This is a genomic window from Sphingopyxis lindanitolerans, assembly GCF_002993885.1.
In the GTDB taxonomy this organism is placed as follows: Bacteria; Pseudomonadota; Alphaproteobacteria; order Sphingomonadales; family Sphingomonadaceae; genus Sphingopyxis; species Sphingopyxis lindanitolerans.
Genome location: NZ_CM009578.1, coordinates 3,409,745 through 3,428,496, shown reverse-complemented (window position 1 = coordinate 3,428,496; position 18,752 = coordinate 3,409,745). Strand labels below are relative to the sequence as shown.

General features: G+C 66.9%; 16 protein-coding genes. All 16 read right to left on the bottom strand.

From position 1 onward, the window contains the following. Positions 1-40: 40 nt before the first annotated feature. The 16 genes from ftsZ to CVO77_RS16230 all read right to left on the bottom strand — a co-directional run bounded on the left by ftsZ (position 41) and on the right by CVO77_RS16230 (position 18,692). Positions 41-1,516, bottom strand: coding sequence for a cell division protein FtsZ (gene ftsZ / locus CVO77_RS16305; protein ID WP_105999952.1), 1,476 nt, complete (start codon positions 1,514-1,516; stop codon positions 41-43). Positions 1,517-1,668: 152 nt separating this feature from the next. Further along, positions 1,669-2,925 (bottom strand): cell division protein FtsA, encoded by a 1,257-nt coding sequence (gene ftsA / locus CVO77_RS16300; RefSeq protein ID WP_105999951.1) that lies wholly within the window; start codon positions 2,923-2,925, stop codon positions 1,669-1,671. A gap of 3 nt (positions 2,926-2,928) precedes the next feature. Beyond that, on the bottom strand, positions 2,929-3,870 hold the full coding sequence (locus CVO77_RS16295) for a cell division protein FtsQ/DivIB (protein WP_105999950.1): 942 nt from the start codon (positions 3,868-3,870) through the stop codon (positions 2,929-2,931). Continuing rightward, positions 3,867-4,790: a D-alanine--D-alanine ligase gene (locus CVO77_RS16290; protein ID WP_105999949.1), complete on the bottom strand. Its 924-nt coding sequence runs from the start codon at positions 4,788-4,790 to the stop codon at positions 3,867-3,869. The genes CVO77_RS16295 and CVO77_RS16290 overlap by 4 nt, the downstream gene beginning before the upstream one ends. Positions 4,791-4,834: 44 nt before the next feature. Continuing rightward, positions 4,835-5,731: a UDP-N-acetylmuramate dehydrogenase gene (murB, locus tag CVO77_RS16285; RefSeq protein WP_105999948.1), complete on the bottom strand. Its 897-nt coding sequence runs from the start codon at positions 5,729-5,731 to the stop codon at positions 4,835-4,837. 139 nt (positions 5,732-5,870) lie between these two features. After that, positions 5,871-7,304 (bottom strand): UDP-N-acetylmuramate--L-alanine ligase, encoded by a 1,434-nt coding sequence (murC, locus tag CVO77_RS16280; RefSeq protein ID WP_105999947.1) that lies wholly within the window; start codon positions 7,302-7,304, stop codon positions 5,871-5,873. Continuing rightward, positions 7,304-8,485: an undecaprenyldiphospho-muramoylpentapeptide beta-N-acetylglucosaminyltransferase gene (gene murG, locus CVO77_RS16275; protein WP_105999946.1), complete on the bottom strand. Its 1,182-nt coding sequence runs from the start codon at positions 8,483-8,485 to the stop codon at positions 7,304-7,306. Before murG ends, murC begins: the two co-directional genes overlap by 1 nt. 10 nt (positions 8,486-8,495) lie before the next feature. Beyond that, the gene (locus tag CVO77_RS16270; RefSeq protein WP_242445984.1) at positions 8,496-9,731 is read right to left on the bottom strand and encodes an FtsW/RodA/SpoVE family cell cycle protein; all 1,236 of its coding nucleotides are present in this window, start codon (positions 9,729-9,731) and stop codon (positions 8,496-8,498) included. A 4-nt stretch (positions 9,732-9,735) separates the two neighbouring features. Further along, positions 9,736-11,043 carry a UDP-N-acetylmuramoyl-L-alanine--D-glutamate ligase gene (gene murD / locus CVO77_RS16265; RefSeq protein WP_105999944.1) on the bottom strand — a complete coding sequence of 436 codons (1,308 nt, stop codon included), beginning with the start codon at positions 11,041-11,043 and terminating at the stop codon, positions 9,736-9,738. Beyond that, positions 11,040-12,110, bottom strand: coding sequence for a phospho-N-acetylmuramoyl-pentapeptide-transferase (mraY, locus tag CVO77_RS16260; protein WP_105999943.1), 1,071 nt, complete (start codon positions 12,108-12,110; stop codon positions 11,040-11,042). Before mraY ends, murD begins: the two co-directional genes overlap by 4 nt. Next, complete coding sequence (locus tag CVO77_RS16255) at positions 12,110-13,486, bottom strand: UDP-N-acetylmuramoyl-tripeptide--D-alanyl-D-alanine ligase (RefSeq protein ID WP_105999942.1); 1,377 nt, start codon at positions 13,484-13,486, stop codon at positions 12,110-12,112. Before CVO77_RS16255 ends, mraY begins: the two co-directional genes overlap by 1 nt. Continuing rightward, the gene (locus CVO77_RS16250) at positions 13,483-14,922 is read right to left on the bottom strand and encodes a UDP-N-acetylmuramoyl-L-alanyl-D-glutamate--2,6-diaminopimelate ligase (protein WP_105999941.1); all 1,440 of its coding nucleotides are present in this window, start codon (positions 14,920-14,922) and stop codon (positions 13,483-13,485) included. Before CVO77_RS16250 ends, CVO77_RS16255 begins: the two co-directional genes overlap by 4 nt. Beyond that, entirely contained in the window at positions 14,922-16,616 is a 1,695-nt protein-coding gene (locus CVO77_RS16245; protein WP_105999940.1) for a peptidoglycan D,D-transpeptidase FtsI family protein, read from the bottom strand. The genes CVO77_RS16250 and CVO77_RS16245 overlap by 1 nt, the downstream gene beginning before the upstream one ends. Next, entirely contained in the window at positions 16,613-17,209 is a 597-nt protein-coding gene (locus CVO77_RS16240; protein WP_105999939.1) for a hypothetical protein, read from the bottom strand. Before CVO77_RS16240 ends, CVO77_RS16245 begins: the two co-directional genes overlap by 4 nt. Continuing rightward, positions 17,203-18,195: a 16S rRNA (cytosine(1402)-N(4))-methyltransferase RsmH gene (gene rsmH, locus CVO77_RS16235; RefSeq protein ID WP_242445983.1), complete on the bottom strand. Its 993-nt coding sequence runs from the start codon at positions 18,193-18,195 to the stop codon at positions 17,203-17,205. Before rsmH ends, CVO77_RS16240 begins: the two co-directional genes overlap by 7 nt. Further along, positions 18,192-18,692, bottom strand: coding sequence for a division/cell wall cluster transcriptional repressor MraZ (locus tag CVO77_RS16230; protein ID WP_105999937.1), 501 nt, complete (start codon positions 18,690-18,692; stop codon positions 18,192-18,194). Before CVO77_RS16230 ends, rsmH begins: the two co-directional genes overlap by 4 nt. Positions 18,693-18,752: the final 60 nt, after the last annotated feature.

Here is an 18,752-nt window from a genome sequence, read left to right as displayed (position 1 = left end):
AGGCCCGCCTTGCCCGGAGCAACGGCCGTTCGCTACCCTGTTACTGGTTGTTTTGCCGCCCCAGGAAACGCGGGATGTCGACCCCGTCTTCCTTGTCGTCTTCGCGCTCGGCGGTCGAACCGCGCGACAGACGCGACATGCGCTCGAACAGGGTTCCGCCGCCAAGCGCGCGCGTCGGCGCATCTTCGGCGGGCGCGGCATGCGGCGCGGCGTCGCCGGCGGGAGCCGCAGGCTGATAACCGCCGGCGGCCGGGGCTTCGGGCTCGCTGAGCACCAGTTCGTCGGCGGTGTCGTCATAGTGCGCCGCGACCTGCGAAAGCTCCATCGGCTCTTCTTCGGCGACCGCCTCGGCGGGCGCTTCGGCCTGCGGCGCGTCGCCGAGCGAAAAGCCCGGCGCCGGATCGTTGCCGATTTCGGCAGGAGCCTCGACCGGCACCTCGGGCGCGGCCGCCTCGACCGGCTCTTCGACGACCGGCAGGGGCGCGGCGGTGCGGGCGGGCTGGAACGAGAAGCTGCGCGACGCTGGCGCGGCCTGCGCCGACGGGTCGCCAGCACTGTCGATGCCGGTCGCGACGACCGACACGCGAATCTTGCCGTCGAGGCTGTCGTTGAAAGCGCTGCCCCAGATGATGTTCGCGTCGGGATCGACCAGTTCGCGGATATGGTTGGCCGCTTCATCCACTTCCATCAGGCGCATGTCCTCACCGCCGGTGATCGAGATGATGACGCCCTTCGCGCCCGCCATCGACACGCCGTCGAGCAGCGGGTTGGCAATCGCCTTTTGCGCCGCCTCGAGCGCGCGGCCGTCGCCTTCGGCTTCGCCGGTGCCCATCATCGCCTTGCCCATTTCGCGCATCACGCTGCGCACGTCGGCGAAGTCGAGGTTGATGAGGCCCGGCATGACCATCAGATCGGTGATGCCGCGAACGCCCTGCTGGAGCACTTCATCCGCCATGGTGAAAGCTTCTTTGAACGTCGTGTTCGGATTGGCGACGAGGAAGAGATTCTGGTTGGGAATGACGATCAGCGTATCGACATGGTCCTGAAGCTCGGCGATGCCCGAGTCCGCCGACCGCATACGGCGCTGCCCCTCGAAGGTGAAGGGCTTGGTCACGACGCCGACGGTCAGGATGCCGCGGTCGCGCGCGGCCTTGGCGATTACCGGCGCGGCGCCGGTGCCGGTGCCGCCGCCCATGCCGGCCGCGACGAAGCACATATGCGCGCCGTTCAGCGCTTCCTCGACCTGCGCGATGCTTTCCTCGGCCGCCGCGCGCCCGACTTCGGGGCGCGAGCCCGCGCCCAGCCCCTGGGTGATCTGCGTCCCCAACTGGATGCGCCGCTCGGCCGGCGAGGCGTTCAGCGCCTGCGCGTCGGTGTTCGCGACGATGAAATCGACACCCTCGACGCGGGCGGCGATCATGTTGGCGATGGCATTGCCCCCGGCACCGCCGACCCCGATCACCGCGATGCGCGGCTTCAGTTCATCGACCTGCGGCGGGCCAATATTGATGCTCATCCACTAATCTCCCTGCGGCGGCGGACCATCGCCGTGTCCCTCATCTTGCGACCCTGCCGGACGTTAGTCCCACCGTCCGGCATTTCCTTATCGCATTGCACTATTGTGACGCCGGAATCACCCAAAAAATTAACCTTTCCGTCGCCCGTCACTCAGAAACTGCTTTTGAGAGCAGCCATCAATCGATTGAGGATACCCGCGCTCTTCGGCCGGTAGATATCCTGCGCCATCATCGGCAGATCGCGAAGGTCCACCGGGTCTGATGCCGCATAGAGAACCAGACCCGCGAGCGTCGCGAAAGCCGGTCCGCCATGGGCATCGGGCAGGCCGTGCAGACCGCGCGGTCGCCCGACGCGCGCCGCGCGCCCAAGCGCGCTCTGCGTATAGTCGGCCAGACCTTTCAGGTCGGCGCCGCCGCCGACGAGTACGACCTGACGCCCGACCGGTCCGACGAAATGCAGGTCCTTCAGCGTCTTCCCGATCTCCCCCATCATCGCGTCGAGGCGCTGACGGATCACCGCGACCAGTTGCGCGCGCGTGATGCGCGGCGAATCGCTGCCCGCCGGCGCGCCGGGGTCGAGCTCGATAATCTCATTATTGTCGCGCGGGCTTGCCGAGGCCGAGCCATAGAAGCTTTGCAAGCGCTGCGCCTGGCTGCGCCGAATGCCAAAGGCCGAGGCGATGTCGTCGGTGATGTCGCTGGCGCCGAAGGGCAGCGACGCCATCTCGACAAGCATGCCACCGGCATAGAGCGAGACGGTGGTGACCGCCGCGCCGAGTTCGACCAGCGCGACCCCCAGGTCGCGCTCCTCGTCGGAGAGGCATGCGAGCCCCGCGGCGATTGGCGAAGCGACGACCGCGTTGACGTCGAGATGCGCCTGGCGCACCGCGGCCTCGAGGTTCCGTACCGGCGCGCCGTCGGCCATGATGATGTGGATGTCGACGCCGAGCCGGTCGGCGTGGAGTCCGATCGGGTTCTTGACCCCGGTCAGCCCGTCGAGCGTGTAGAGCGCGGGCTGCGCGTGCAGGATCATCCGCCCTTCGGGGTCGATCCCGGCGCGCCCGGCGGCGAGCAGGTCGTCGATATCTTCCTGCTCGATACGGTGGCCGCCAAGCTCGCTCTCGATCGGCGCGACGTCGCTGAACAGGCTGCCCGCCGAAAAGCTGACCCACACATCGTCGATGTTGAGCCCGGCGATGCGTTCGGCCTGCTCGATCGCCTCGCGCACGATATGTTCGGTCTGCTCCATGTCGGCGACATAGCCGCGCTGGACGCCGCGGCTCTCGCGCTGGCCGGTGCCGAGCACATGGAGCTGGCCATCGGCGGTCTGCCCCGCGATCAGCGCGCAGACCTTCCACGACCCGACATCGAGCGCGGTGATGATCTTTTCGATGCGCGGCGGCGCCATGGTTTATCCCTTCTCCGCCGAGCTGGCGGCGGCCGCGGCATCGACCGCGTCGCGCGCGGCGTCGAGCTTCGCGGGCGCCACCTGCCCTTCGTGCGGCAGGCGTAGCACGAAACGGGTGGGGTCGCGCATATCGAAGCGTAAGATGCCGCGTCCGAGCAAGCGGTTGGCGCCGTCCATGTGCGCGAATTTGGCGAGCGCCGCCTTCGCCTCGACCTCGCCTTCGGGAAGCGACAGCGTCTCGCCGCTGCGAAAGCGCAGATCCCAGCGGCGGTTGCCGACCCAGGTCGCGCCCGCGAGCAATTCCTTGAGGCTGCTCGCCTCCGCGAGCAAGCGCTCCAAATCCTGCGCGCGGCGGTTCGCGTGCGGACCGATGACGAGCGGCAGATCGGGCATCGTCGAAATGCTGACGGGTTCGAGCACGACACCCTTTTCGTCGATCAACGACAGGCGATTATTATGCTGCCAGATCGCCGCCGGGGTGCGCTCGACGATGTCGACGACCAGCGTGTCGGGCAGGCGGCGCGAGACGCGCGCATCCTTGATCCAGCCATATTGCATCAGGTCGTGGCGGACATCCTCGAGGTCGACCGCCGCCATCGAGCGGTCCTTCTGCGCGAGCGCGATATCATAGACTTTGAGCCGGTCGATGCGGTCGGCGCCGACGACTTCGACCTTCTTGACCTGAAAACCCGCGCGGCCGACCGCTTGGGCATATTCCTCGTGAATCTTCGCGGTGACGCCGGTCGCATGCGCGGCGAGCGCGACCGCGGCGGCAAGGCCAAGGCCGATCGTCCAATTGGCGGCGCGCTGCAACGTCGCCGGGCTGACCGGCAGCGCGTTGATCAGCGCGTTGAGGCGCGACGTCTGGACTTTCCGCCTTTTCTTCGGCGCGCGCGCGGCGCGGCGCGGGGGCGCCTTGCCGCGCTTGATCCGCGTGCTGCTCATAGCGCCTCCTCCACGATGCGTTCGACGAGTTCGGCATAGTCGATACCGATCGCGCGCGCCTGCTCGGGCACCAGGCTGAGCGGCGTCATGCCGGGCTGGGTGTTGACCTCGAGCAAATAGATGCCCGCAAGCCCATGTTCGTCGTCCCAGCGAAAATCGGAGCGCGACGCGCCTTTGCAGCCGAGCAGCCGGTGCGTCTGGACCGCGAGATCCTTCATCCGCTGCGCAATGTCGGCAGGGATTTCGGCGGGGCAGACATGCTCGGTCAGCCCCTCGGTATATTTGGCGTCATAGTCATAGAAGCCCGACTTGACGCGGAGTTCGGTGACGCCGAGCGCCTGGTTGCCGAGCACCGCGACGGTCAACTCACGCCCCTTGATGAAGGGTTCGGCGAGCAGCCGGCCGAACTCCTGCCAAGGGCCGACCGCTTCGCGTGCGATCGGGTTGCCGTAATTGCTGTCGTCCTTGACGATCGCGACGCCGACCGACGAGCCTTCGTTGACGGGTTTCAGGACATAGGGGCGCGGCAGCGGGTCGGCTGAAAACAGGCTTTCGCTGTCGACCATCGTCCCCGTCGGCATCGGCACACCATGCGGCACGAGCGCCTGTTTCGTCAATTCCTTGTCGATCGCGATCACCGACGTAACGAGCCCGCTGTGCGTATATTTGAGGCCCATCAGGTCGAGCATCCCCTGCACCGTGCCGTCCTCGCCCGGAACGCCGTGGAGCGCGTTGAACACGATGTCGGGCTTCGCCTCGGCGAGCCGCTGGGCGACGTCGCGGTCCATGTCGATCCGCGTAACCTTATGCCCGCGCGACTCCAGCGCGTCGGCGATGCCCGCGCCGCTCGACAGCGACACCTCGCGTTCGGCCGACCAGCCGCCCATCAGGACGGCGACATGCCATGGCCCGCGGGTCATACGCCCATCCCTCCCCCGTTGGGGGAGGATCTGCTCCGCCACACTCACTTCATCACTCCCACGCGCTGAATTTCCCATTGCAGTTCCACACCGCTCTTCGCTTTGACGCGGCGGCGGACTTCCTCGCCCAATGCTTCGATATCGGCGCTCGTCGCAGCGCCGGTGTTGATCAGGAAATTGGTGTGCTTCTCGCTGACCTGCGCGCCGCCAACGGTCAGCCCACGGCACCCGGCCTCGTCGACAAGAGCCCACGCCTTGTGTCCGTCGGGGTTCTTGAAGGTCGAACCACCGGTTTTCGAACGCAGCGGCTGCGACGCTTCGCGGTTCGCCGAGATGCGGTCCATTTCGGCCTGGATCGCCTGCGCCTCGCCGGGGCGACCGCGGAAAGTCGCGCCGATCACGACCGCCCCTGCGGGCAATTCGCTATGGCGATAGGTGTAGCCGAGGTCGGCGAGCGGCAATGTGCGGCGCTCGCCCGAGCGCAAGACGATCTCGGCTTCGAGCAAGATATCCTTGACCTCGCTGCCATAAGCCCCGCCGTTCATGCGCACGAAACCGCCGACGGTGCCGGGGATCGAACGGAGAAATTCCAGCCCCGCGATCCCGGTATCGCGCGCGGTCGAGGAAACGAGAATGCCCGACGCGCCGCCCCCACAGCGCAATGTCGTGGCGTCGATCGCTTCGACCTTGGCGAACGCCTTGCCGAGCCTGACGACGACGCCCGGAAAGCCCCCGTCGCGCACGATCAGGTTCGAGCCGAGGCCAAGCGCCATCACCGCAACGGCGGGGTCGAGATCGCCCAGAAAAACAGCGAGATCGTCGGCGTCCTTGGGTTCAAACAGCCAGTCGGCGGGGCCGCCCGACTTGAACCAGACGAGCGGGGCGAGCGGGGCTTTGGCGGTCAGCTTGCCGCGGGCCAGCGGGAGGGTTTCGGTGGTCATTGCGACCCACCCGTCTTTAACTCGTCACCCTGAACTTGTTTCAGGGTCCATGGTCGGACGGCAAAACGCCCGCCGCGTTTAACGAGAGAGCAGGTCATGGATGCTGAAACAAGTTCAGCATGACGAATGAGGGAGAGGTTCATTTACCCCCCTCCACCGCATTCGCCAGCCCCGCCGCCATCTTGGTGATGTCACCCGCGCCAAGGCAGATGATCTTGTCGCCCGCGCCGATCGTCCCCGCCGCGATCGCTTCGGCGACGGTCGCGGCGAGCGCGCTCGCATCGGCGACGGTCGTCGCATGGCGATGCCCGCGATCGCGCAACCCCTCGACCAGCGCATCCGACGACACGCCGTCGATCGGGCTCTCGCCCGCCGCATAGACGGGCAGCGCCAGCACCATGTCGGCATCGTTGAACGCCTGCTGGAAGTCATCCATATGATCGCGCAGCCGCGTGAAGCGGTGCGGCTGGACGACCGCAACGACCCGCCCCGTCCCCGCGCCCTCGCGCGCAGCGGCGAGCACCGCGCGGATTTCGACCGGATGATGGCCGTAATCGTCGATGACGGTGACGACGCCCTCCCCCGCCGCAATCTCTCCAACCTTGGTGAAGCGGCGCTTGACCCCGGCGAAACCGTTGAAGCCCGACGCGATCTTGTCGTCGGGAACCCCCATGTGCAGCGCCACTGCGATCGCGGCGAGCGCATTCTGGACATTGTGGCGCCCCGACATCGGCAAATGGATGCCCTCGATCGTCCGGCTGCTGCCGTCGGGCGAGCGCACCACGACGTCGAAGCGGTTGCCGCCGGGGCCCGGGGTCACATTGGTGCCGCGCACGTCGGCCTGCGCCGAAAAGCCATAGGTGACGATGCGGCGGTCGCGGATGCGCGGGATGATCGCCTGCACCTCGGGATGATCGAGGCAGAGCATCGCCGCGCCATAAAAGGGCACATTCTCGATAAACTCTACGAAGGCGGCCTTGATCGCGTCGAAGCTGCCATAATGGTCGAGATGTTCGGGATCGATGTTGGTGACGACCGCGATCGTGCCGTCGAGGCGAAGGAAGCTGCCGTCGCTCTCATCGGCCTCGACCACCATCCAGTCCGACGCGCCGAGCCGCGCGTTCGAGCCGTAATTGTTGATGATGCCGCCGTTGATCACGGTCGGATCGACCCCGCCGGCATCGAGCAGCGCCGCAACGAGGCTGGTCGTCGTCGTCTTGCCGTGGGTCCCGGCGACCGCGACGGTCGATTTGAGCCGCATCAGTTCGGCGAGCATCTCGGCGCGGCGGACGACGGGAACGCGGCTGGCGAGCGCGGCCTCGACCTCGGGATTGCCGCGCTTGACCGCGGTCGAGGTCACGACGACCGCGACGCCATCGACATTCGCCGCCTCGTGCCCGATCGCTACCTTGATCCCGCGCCCGCGCAAGCCCTCGACGACATAGCTATCGGCGATGTCGCTGCCCTGCACCTGATAGCCGAGATTGTGCATCACCTCGGCGATGCCCGACATGCCGATGCCGCCGATGCCGATGAAATGGATGATGCCGATATCGGTCGCGACGCCGCGCATCAGGCGCCTCCTGCCCGGGTGGCGGCGACGCTGCCGGCGGTCGCGGACCGCGCGGGCGAGCCGACGCGGATCACGTCCATCATCGGCGGCGCGGCGAAAGATTCGACCAGGTCGGCAAGATCGCGCGTCGCATCGGGCAGTCCGCAGCCCGCGGCGCGTTCGGCGGCTTCTTCGAGCGCGCCGGGTTCGAGCGCCATGCGTTGGATATGCTTGGCGACTTCGGCGGCGGTGAAATCGGGCTGCTGGAACGCGATCGCCCCGCCCGCTTCGACCAGGTCGACGACATTATAGGTCTGGTGATCGTCCATCGCGTGCGGATAGGGAACGAAGATCGCGGGCCGCCCGGCGCAGGCAAGTTCGGCGACGGTCGAGGCGCCCGCGCGCGCGATCACCAGATGCGCCCAGCGCAGCCGCTCGGGAAAATCGGCGATATAAGGCGCGCATTCGGCGGCGACGCCAAGCTCGGCATATTTGGCGCGCACCGCCTCCATGTCATCCTCGCGCGCCTGCTGGACGACCTGAAGCCGGTCGAGCAGCGCGCGCGGCAGCATCGCGATCGCGGCGGGAACGACGTCGCTGAGCACCGTGGCGCCGAGGCTGCCGCCGACGACGAGCAGGCGGAAGATCCCGTCCTCGGGCAGTGGCGGAAAGCCATCCTCGCGGATATCGACGATCGCATCGCGCACCGGATTGCCGGTGATATGCAGCTTCATCTCGTGCCCGGCCGGAAAGCGCTGGATATGGCGATAGGCGACCGCGACCGCATCGACGCGCGGCGTCATCAGCCGGTTGACGCGGCCGAGCACGGCATTCTGTTCGTGGATCACACGCGGCCGCTTCGTCGATCCCGCCGCGAGCAGGCTGGGCAGCGAGGGATAGCCGCCGAAGCCGACGACGACGGCGGGGTCGAAGATGCGGATCAGGTCGATCGCTTGCCTGCGGCCCTTGCGGATGGCGAGCGCGGCCTTGATCCAGCCAAGCGGCCCGCCCGACACGCGGCCGGCGGGAAGCACATGCGTGTCCATCTCGGCGGGCGCGCCCGGAATCTTCAGGCCGCGATCGTCGCTGACCAGCGCGACGCGGTGTCCGCGCGCAATCAACTCGCCCGCCAGGGCATAGGCGGGCAGCATATGGCCGCCGGTGCCCCCGGCGGCGAGCAGGAAGTGGCGCGTTGCCGTCATCTTTGGGCGCTCATTTCTTGTTCCAGTTGCGGGTCATCGACACCCGCGCGGCATAGGGGTTTCGCCGGGTCAGCGACAAGAGCAAACCCATGCCGATTGACAGCGCGATGAACGACGAGCCGCCATAGCTGATGAAGGGCAAGGTCATGCCCTTCGACGGAAAGAGCTGGGTGTTCACCGCCATGTTGATCGTCGCCTGCCCCCCGAACTGCGCAATCAACCCCGCGACCGCCAGAATCTGGAAACTATCCTCCTCGTCGAGCAGGCGGACGAGGACGCGAACGATGATCGCGAGGAACAGGATCGCGATCGCGATGCAGGCGATGATTCCGAACTCCTCGCCGATGACCGAGAAGATATAGTCGGTGTGCGCCTCGGGCAGCTTGAACTTGGCGAGGCCCGCGCCGGGGCCGGTGCCGATCAGGCCGCCCGCGGTGATCGTCGCATGCGCGCGATCCTCCTGAAACCTGTCGCCTTCGCCGAACAGCCAGCTATTGATCCGCTGATTGGCGACCGAATAGGTAAAGTAAGCGACGATCAGCCCCGCGATGCCGCTCGCCGCAAGGATGCCGATGATCCGCATCGAAAGCCCGGCGACCATCACCAGCACCAGCCAGGTGCCGAGGAAGATGATCGTCTGCCCCAGGTCGGGCTGCCCCATCAGCAAGATGCCGATGACGCCGGTGAGGACGAAGGACAAAGGCACGACGGGCAGGCTCTGGTCGTGGAGCCGCAGCGACAAGATCCACGCCAGCGACACCGCGAAGAAGGGCTTCAGAAACTCCGACGGCTGAAGGCGCAAGGCACCGCTGCCGATCCAGCGCTGCGCACCGTTCACCGAGGCGCCGATGAGCGGCACGAGGAACAGCAGGAAAAGGAACGTGATGGTGCCATAAATGGCAAAGCGCCGCGCCTGCGCCTTGGGCAGCATCGACACGCCGAGCATGACGGGCACGCCGACGATCACCCACATGAGCTGGCGATAGAAATAATAGAGCGGGTCGAGGCTGGCGGTGGTCGTCGACAGCTTTTGCGCCGCGACCGGCGACGCGGCGGCGACCGCGACGAGCCCCGTCGCGATCAGCATCGAGACGAGCAGGAGCAGCACCCGGTCGATTTCCCAGAACCAAAGGCCCAGCGGGGTGCGGTCGGCGCGGCTGAGGCGCGGGCCGCGCCGCTTCGCCGTCCGCGTCGTCGCGGCGATCACCGGGCGTTCGGTCGCATTCATGTCGGTCCCCCCGCTCATATCGTCATCCATCTCCCAATGCCCGGACGAGATCGCGGAACGCGTCACCGCGTTGCTCATAGTCCCTGAACTGGTCGAACGACGCGCAGGCGGGCGAGAGCAGGACAATATCGCCGGGCCGCGCCGCCGCCGCCGCATGCGCCACCGCGGTCGCGAGATCGCCCGCCCGGTCGATCGGAATGGCATCGCCGATCTCGTCCGCAAACGACTCCATCGCTTCGCCGATCAGATAGGCGCATCTCACATGACCGAACCAGGGGCGGCACGCGGACAGGCCGTCGCCCTTCGCCTGTCCCCCGGCAATCCAGTGCAGACGCTGGTCCGGCGCCGGCGGAAAGGCCGCCAGCGCCGGTGCAGCGGAAGCCGCGTTGGTCGCCTTGCTGTCGTTGAACCAGCGGGCGCCAGCGGCTTCGCCGACCCATTCCATACGGTGCGGGAGCGCCTTGTATGTCGCGAGCCCGCGCTCGATCTGTTCGTCGTTCAGCCCCAGCGTGCGGCAGACGGCGATCGCGCAAACGGCGTTCTGCGCGTTATGCGGGCCTTGCAGCGCGGGCCAGCGCGCCTGGTCGGCGGGGTCGATATCCTTTGCCGAGACGCGGTGGAGGCGATGATTGATACGCCCCGCGATCATTCGCGACGGATCGTCATCGACCGCGACGATCGCGACCTGATCGCGGTGCTGCAACGAAAAGAGCCGCGCTTTCGATGCCGCATAGCCCGCGAACCCGTCGTAACGGTCGAGATGATCGGGAGTGAGGTTGGTCAGCACCGCCACATCGCAGGCGAGGCTGTGTGAAAGATCGATCTGATAGCTCGACAGTTCGAGCACATAGACGCCCCCTTCGGGCAAGGGATCGCGCGACAGGATCGGCAGGCCGATATTGCCGCCCATCAGCGTCGGCACCCCCGCGCTTTCGAGCATATGGGTTACGAGTGCGGTAACGGTCGATTTGCCGTTGGTGCCGGTGATGCCGACCACCTTGTGCGGCGGCAGTTCGCCGCGCGCTTCGGCAAACAGTTCGATATCGCCGATCACCGGCACATGCGCCTCGCGCGCGTGCGCGGCGATCGGGTGGCGGTTGAGCGGGACGCCGGGCGACACGACGACCCCCGCAAAACCGGCGAGATCGATCGCGAGCGGATCGCCGATGTCGGCATTGAGCATCATCGCCTCGTCGCGCGCTTCTTCGCGGTCATCCCACGCGGTAACGCCGGCGCCGCTGGCGACGAGCGCCTCGACCGTCGCAAGGCCCGAGCGCGCCAGTCCCAGCACCGCATAGCGGCGACCGGCAAAGGCGCGCGAGGTAATCACCGCAGTTTGAGGGTCGCGAGCCCCGCGAGCGCGAGGACGATCGAGACGATCCAGAAGCGGATGACGACGGTGGATTCGGGCCAGCCCAATTGCTCGAAATGATGGTGGATCGGCGCCATGCGAAAGACGCGCTTGCCCGTGCGCTTGTACCAGAAGACTTGGATGATGACCGACAGCGCCTCGACCACGAACAGCCCGCCGACGAGGACGAGCACCAGTTCGTGCTGCGCGGTCACCGCCACCGTCGCGAGCGCGCCGCCGAGCGCGAGGCTGCCGGTATCGCCCATGAACACCGCGGCGGGCGGCGCGTTGAACCACAGAAAGGCCAAGCAGGCGCCGATGATCGCGGCGGCGAAAATCGCCAGCTCGCCCGCCCCCGGAACATGCGGAATGCCCAGATAGCCCGCGAATTTCACATTGCCCGTCAGATAGACGATGACGAGGAAGGTCAGGCTGGCGATCATCACCGGAAAGGTCGCGAGCCCGTCAAGCCCGTCGGTCAGGTTCACCGCATTGCCGAAGCCGACGATCAGGACCATCGCGAAGATATAATAAAAGGGGCCCAGCGGGATCACGACGCCGCTGAAAAAGGGCAGATAGAGGTCGGTGCCGGTGCGCGAGACGATCAGCAGCACCGCGACCGCGGCGACCGCGAACTCGATCAGCAAACGCACGCGCCCCGGAATTCCGCGGTGGCTTGCCTTGGTCACCTTGTCGAGATCGTCGAGGAAGCCGACGGCGGCAAAGCCAGCAGTCACGAACAGGCACGCCCAGACGAAGCGGTTCGACAGGTCCATCCACAGCAAGGCCGAAACCATCAGCGCGATGAGGATCATCAGCCCGCCCATCGTCGGCGTGCCTTTTTTCGCCAGATGGCTCTGCGGGCCGTCGTCGCGGATCGGCTGCCCCTTCCCCTGTCGCATGCGCAGCATCAGGATGAAGCGCGGCCCGATCCACAAGCCGATGATGAGCGCGGTCGCAACCGCGGCGCCCGAGCGAAAGCTCAAATAGCGGATGAGGTTCAAAGCCCCCGGAAAGCCCAGCCATTCCGCCAGCCAATATAGCATCAATAATCCCCGTTGGTCAGCGCGGTCACGACATGCGACAGGCCGACGCTGTTCGACCCCTTGACCAGCACCACGTCGCCGGGGCGGATCAAGTCCTTCAGCCGCGCGGTCGCGCCCGAATGGGCGGCCACATGCGCGAATTCGATGCGGCCCTCAAGCGCTTTGGCGAGCGGCGCCATCTCTTCGCCGACAAGCAGGGCGAATTGCACATCTGCCGCGACGAGCGGAGCCGCGAGCGCGGCATGATAGGCTTCGCCGTCGGGGCCAAGCTCCTTCATCGCACCCAGAATCGCGACCTTGCGATCGCCGGATTCGGCGGCAAGCTGCTCGATTGTCGCGGCCATCGAAGCGGGGTTGGCATTATAGCTTTCGTCGATGACGAGGATATGCCCGCCCGGCACCTGAACCCGGTGGCGCGCGCCGCGACCCGCGAGCCCGCCCATCTCGGCAAAGGCGAGCCCCGCTGCGGGCAGATCGCCGCCGACCGCCTTCACCGCCGCCAGCACCGCCATCGCGTTCGCCACCCAATGCGCGCCCGCCTGCGCGATGGTGAAACAGAGCAGCGCATCCTGCACCTGCGCGGTGACGAGCGAGCCGCCCTGCCCGTCGGGCAGCCAGTCGACCGCGCGGGCGTCGGCGCCTTCGCCGAGACCAAAGCTGATGATCTGTGCGGCGTGGCGCTCGGCCTTGGCGCGCAACCGCGCATAATGCGGGCTGTCGAAAGGCAGGATCGCGATCCCGCCGGGCTCCAGCCCCTCGAAAATCTCGCCCTTCGCGTCGGCGATCGCTTCCTCGCTGCCGAAATATTCCATATGCGCCGGGGCGATGGTGGTGACGATCGCAACATGCGGGCGCACCAGACGGGTCAGCGCGGCAAGCTCGCCGGCATGGTTCATCCCCATCTCGAACACGCCATAATCGGCGGTCGATGGCATGCGTGCAAGGCTGAGCGGCACGCCGACATGATTGTTGTAGCTTTTGACCGAGCGATGCGCCTTGCCGGGACGGAAACGGTCGAGCGCCGCGAACAACGCCTCTTTCGTCCCCGTCTTGCCCGCCGATCCGGTGACCCCGATGATGCGGCCGTGGCTGCGCGCGCGCGATGCGATGCCGAGCGCATTCAGGGCCTGGGCGCTGTCGGCGACGCGGACATGCGGAAAATCGATCGTGGTTTCGCAGACAATACCGGACGCGCCCGCAACGATCGCCTTGTCGATGAATTGGTGCCCGTCGGCCACCTCGCCCTTCATCGCGATGAACAGGTCGCCCTTCGTCACCTCGCGCGAATCGAAGGCGACGCCTTGCGCGGTGAAATCGGTGTTCGCTTCTCCACCCGTGGCCAACGCGATGGCGCGCGCGGTCCAGAGCGGATTCATGCCGCCTCCTCGCGCGCAACCGCGACATCGTCGAAGGGAATGACGCGCGTCGCGTCGCCGCGACCGACAATCTGGCCTTGCTCATGACCTTTTCCGGCGATGCAGACGATGTCGTCGCCCCGCGCTTCGGCAATCGCGGCGGCGATCGCGGCGCGGCGGTCGCCGATAATCCGAGCACTGGGCGCGCCCGCGGCGATGGCGGCGCGGATGGCGGCGGGATTCTCACCGCGCGGATTGTCGTCGGTGATGATCAGAACGTCGGCCCTGGCGGCGGCGACGCGGCCCATTTCGGGGCGCTTGTCCTTGTCGCGGTCGCCGCCGGCGCCGAACACCAGGATCAGCCGTCCGCTCGCGTGCGGGCGCAGCGCGTCCAGCGCCGCCTCTATGGCGTCGGGGGTGTGGGCATAGTCGATATAGACCGGCGCGCCGACACGGGTGATCGCGGCGCGTTCGAGCCGACCGCGCACCGGCTGGAGCCGCGCCAGATTGGCGAGCGTCTGCCCGGTGTCGCCGCCGGTCGCGATGACGAGCCCCGCAGCGACGAGCGCGTTGGCCGCTTGATAGGCGCCGATCAGCGGCAGCGTCACCTTTTGCGCGAGCGGCCCCGCGGCGATGGTGAGCGACTGGCCGAGTTGGGTCGGCTCGCGCGCGATCAGGCGCAGATCCTCGCCCGAGGTGCCGACCGTCATGATCCGCACGCCGCGCTGCTTCGCTTCATATTCGGCAGCGGGCGACCACATGTCGTCATTCCAGATCACCGCGGTGCCGCCGGGCTCCAGCACTTCGCGGAACAGGCGCATCTTGGCCGCGAGATAGGCGTCCATCGTGCCATGATAATCGAGATGATCGTGGCTGAGGTTGGTGAAGGCCGCCGCCTTCACCTTCAATCCTTCGGTGCGATATTGGTCGAGGCCGTGGCTCGACGCCTCGAACGCCGCATGGGTCACCCCTTCGGCGGCGAGGCCCGACATGTTCGACAGGAAGGTGACGATATCGGGGGTGGTGAGCCCGGTCGAGGCGCTGTCGTTCGATGTCGTGATACCGAGCGTGCCGATCGACGCGGCGTGAAAGCCCGCCATGCGCCAGAGCTGGCGCGTCATCTCGACCGTCGAGGTCTTGCCGTTGGTTCCGGTCACGGCGACGCAGGTCGCGGGAAAGCGATGGAAGAAACGCGCCGCGATATGCGCGAAGGCACGGCGCGGATTGGCGTCGGCGATATGGACCGCGCCCGCGACCTTCGCCTCGGGCCGCGCAACGATGGCGATCGCGCCCGCTTCGATCGCAGCGGCGATATAATCCTCGCCATTGAATTTCTCGCCGACGAAAGCGCCGAAGATCGTGCCGGGCGCGACCTTGCGATGGTCAATCGCGAGCCCGGTCACCACCGGGTCCGCCCCTGCCAGACCATGACCGCCGAGCAGCGCGGAAAGGCGCATTATTCGCCTTCCCCGTTTTTCCACAGCAGCGGGGTCAGTTCGGACACATCGACGTCGCGGCTTTCGTCGGGGAACACGCCGAGCATCGGGCCGGCACGCATCACGACCTTCTTGACCACCGGCGCGACCGTATAGCCTGCGGTGCGCTGGCCCGAGCTGAAGGCATTGCCCTTTGGCTCGTCGATCATCGCCAGGATCACATAGCGGGGATTGTCCATCGGGAAGGCCGCGGCGAAGGTCGAAACGAGCGAGTGGCGGCGATAGCCCCCCGCACCCGGCTTTTCGGCGCTTCCCGTCTTGCCGCCGACGCGGAATCCCGGCGCATCGGCCTGGCGCCCCGTGCCGTCCGAGACGATCAGGCGGAGGAGCTGGCGCATCCGCGCGCTGGTCGATGCCTTGAAGACGCGGTGCCCCTGCGGCGGCGCCTTGTCGCCGAGTTTGAGCACCGTCGCGGGACGCCAGATGCCGCCGTTGACCAGCGCGGCATAGGCGTTGGCGAGATGCAGCGGGGTCACCGCGATGCCGTGACCATAAGCGGTGGTCATCGTCGACAGGCGGCCCCATTCCTTGGGCCACAGCGGAAAGGCCCGCTCCTTGAGTTCGATTTCGGGGCGCTTGTTGAATTCGAGGCTGCGGAACAGCGCCTCCATCTTTTCCTTGCCGAGCTGGTCGGCAATCTGCGCGGTCACGATGTTCGAGCTGTGGATCAATGTTTCGGGGACATTGAGCCAGCGCCCCATATTGTGCGAATCGCGGATCTTGAAACCGGCGATGGCGAGCGGCTTGGTCGCGTCGTAGCGCTTCGCCATGCTGGTCACGACGCCATTGTCGATCGCCGCGCCGATCGACAGCGGTTTGAAGGTCGACCCAAGTTCGTAGAGATTATACGTCACGGCATTGCGGCGCGCGGCCGCGTCGCCTGCGATCAGCTTGTTGGGATTATAGGTCGGCAGCGACGTCATCGCCAGCACTTCGCCGGTATGGACGTCGAGAATGATACCCGCCCCGCCGATCGCTTCCAAATTGGTCACCGCATTGCCGAGCTCGCTTTCGAGCACGCCCTGGACGCGCGCGTCGATCGACAGCACAAGCGGCTCTCCGCGCGTCGCCTTGTCGGTGAGCTGCTTGTCGAAAGAACCCTCGACCCCGGTGACGCCATGCCCTTCGGCATCGGTGAAACCGAGGAGTTGCGCCGCGAGGCTGAGCTGCGGATAAAGCCGCTCCTTCTCGCGCGGGAAGTCAAAGCCGACATCGCCGATCGCGTTCACCGCCGCAACCTGATCGGGCAGCGCGCGGCGGCGGATATAGGTAGGCCGTGGGCCGTTCAACCTGGCGAGAAATTCCTCGCGCGGTGTGTCGGGGAATATCTTGACCAGCTCGTCGGCCAGATATTGGCGGTTGTTGAGCAGCTTCGAGGGCACGACCCGGATCGAATAGCCGTCGATCGTCCGCGCGAGCGGCACGCCGTTGCGATCGACGATATCGGCGCGCGCGGGAATGAACGCCGCCGCGGCATCACCGCTGCCCGACGCGGTGTCGAACAGTGCGAAAAAGACGAGGCGCATCGAAATCAGGAGAAAGGCCGCCATGAACAACAGCATGAGCATCATCAGCCGCTGCTGCGCGGTCAGCAATATCTGCTGCCGCACCCCAGCGGTGCGCACCCGGGCCGGACGGACGACCAGCGTGTTCATGGAGTGGTCTTGCCTCCCGCCGCTTCACGCGCCGCGGCGCGCTTGAGGTCGGCCAGCGTCGATTCGGCGAGCAACTGGTCCTCGATCATCTTCAATTGCTCGCGGCGCCGGGTCGGCGCCATGCGCGGCGGCGAATCGCTCTGCACCGAGGTTTCCGCCTGCGCGAGGACGACGGGCTTTTCCGCCGACGGCGGAGGGGCCGGTTTCGCAGCCGCGGCGGCGGGTTCGGGCGTGCCGACCGGGCTCACCATCGCCATCAGCACCGGCGCCACCTCGTTGGCGCCGCGGGCGCGCGGCAGGCCGTCGAGCGAGGCGAGCTGGCGCTCGCTCGCCAGATATTGCGAAGCCGACGGCGCCGAATAGCCGAAACTGTCAGCGTTCCACTGTTCGAGCTGCCGCATCGAGGCGCGCACCGCGAGTTCGGACTCGAGATAGCGGATATTCGCCTGCGTCCGGTCGATCTTCCGCTCGATCCGCGTCAGTTCGCTGCGCGTCGCCGCCACCTTGAGCGATACGGGATAAAGCGCCATGGCAAAGAGGAGCACGAGCAGGACGAGACCGATTCCCTGAAGCTTGCGGGCCGCCATCAGCATGACATGGACTCCTTGATGATCGAATGACCCGGCCAAGCCGGGGCCGCGGTGCGCACCGCGCTGCGCAGCGTCGCCGAACGCGCGCGCGGATTGCGCGCCTCCTCCGCCTTGGACGGACGCACCTTGCGCGCGGGCGGACCGAAAGTAGCGGCGCGCGCCGGAGCGTTGGACACGGGCCGGTGACGCGAACCACCGGCGTCGCCGCCGCTGCGTTCGCGCAGGAAATTCTTCACGATGCGATCCTCGGTGCTGTGAAAGCTGACCACCGCGAGGCGGCCGCCGGGACGCAGCACGCGCTCGGCGGCGGCGAGGCCCTGCGTCAGTTCGTCGAGTTCGCCGTTGATGTGGATGCGGATCGCCTGAAAGCTCTTGGTCGAGGGGTCCTTGGGCGCCCCCGGGGGGTGGCGCAGCGCCTTGCGGATCACCGTCGCCAGTTCGCCGGTGCGCGACAGCGGCCGCGCGGCGACGATCGCGCGCGCGACACGGCGCGATTGGCGCTCGTCGCCATAATGATAGAGAACATCGGCGATGTCCGCCTCGTCGGCGCGATTGAGCCAGTCGGCGGCGCTTTCACCCTCCTGCGCCATGCGCATGTCGAGCGGCCCGTCCTTCTGGAACGAGAAGCCGCGCGCGCCCTGGTCGATTTGCATCGACGACACGCCGATGTCGAAGGTGATGCCATCGACCGCGTCGATCCCGCGCTCGGCGAGCAGCCGGTCGATCTCGCCGAACCGGCCGTGGATCAGCGTCAGGCGGCCGCCGGCTTCGGCGACCAGCGCCTGCCCTTCGGCGATCGCATCAGGATCGCGGTCGCATGCGATCACCTCGGCGCCCGCCGACAGCATCGCGCGCGTGTAGCCACCGGCACCGAAAGTCGCATCGACATGGCGCTCGCCGGAGGCGATGGCGAGAGCGACGATGACTTCTTCGCGGAGGACCGGATCGTGCCGAGAATCTCGGGGCAGGTCACGGGGAAGCTCGGTCACTTTCGCGCCTTCCCCTTGGACTCTTCCCAGGCCGCGGCCAATCGCCGCAACACCGGATCGGCCTCGCCGCATTCGGCGAGCGTCTGCAGCCACCAAATCTCGAAACGGCGCCCCGATCCCACGAAAGCGGTCGCGCCCGCCTCGCCCACACGGTCGCGCGCGGTGAAATTGGGAAGAAAGCGCCCGCTGTCGTCGAGCGTATAGGCTTCGGTATAGCTGAAGCGCCGCTTGAACGCCTCGTCCTCGTCGAAATCGAGGTTGCGGGTCAGCGCTGTGTCGCGGTCGCGTTCGATCTCGTCGGACAGGCGATCATATTGATCCTGCCCATAAGCGACGAGGCACGGCAGCTTCTCGTGGAAGCTGACCCAGAGCACGCGCTGGCCGTCCGCATTGAGGGGCACATTGTTGCGGAACTGCGAGGGGACAGCGATGCGTCCCTTGCCATCGATCGCGGCAAAGTTGGTGCCCGAGTAACGGCCAGGCGTCACAACTGCCATCGCTGAAGCCCCCGTCTCGCGCCACCGGGCAATATTTTCCTGCGCCCGGAATCCACAGAT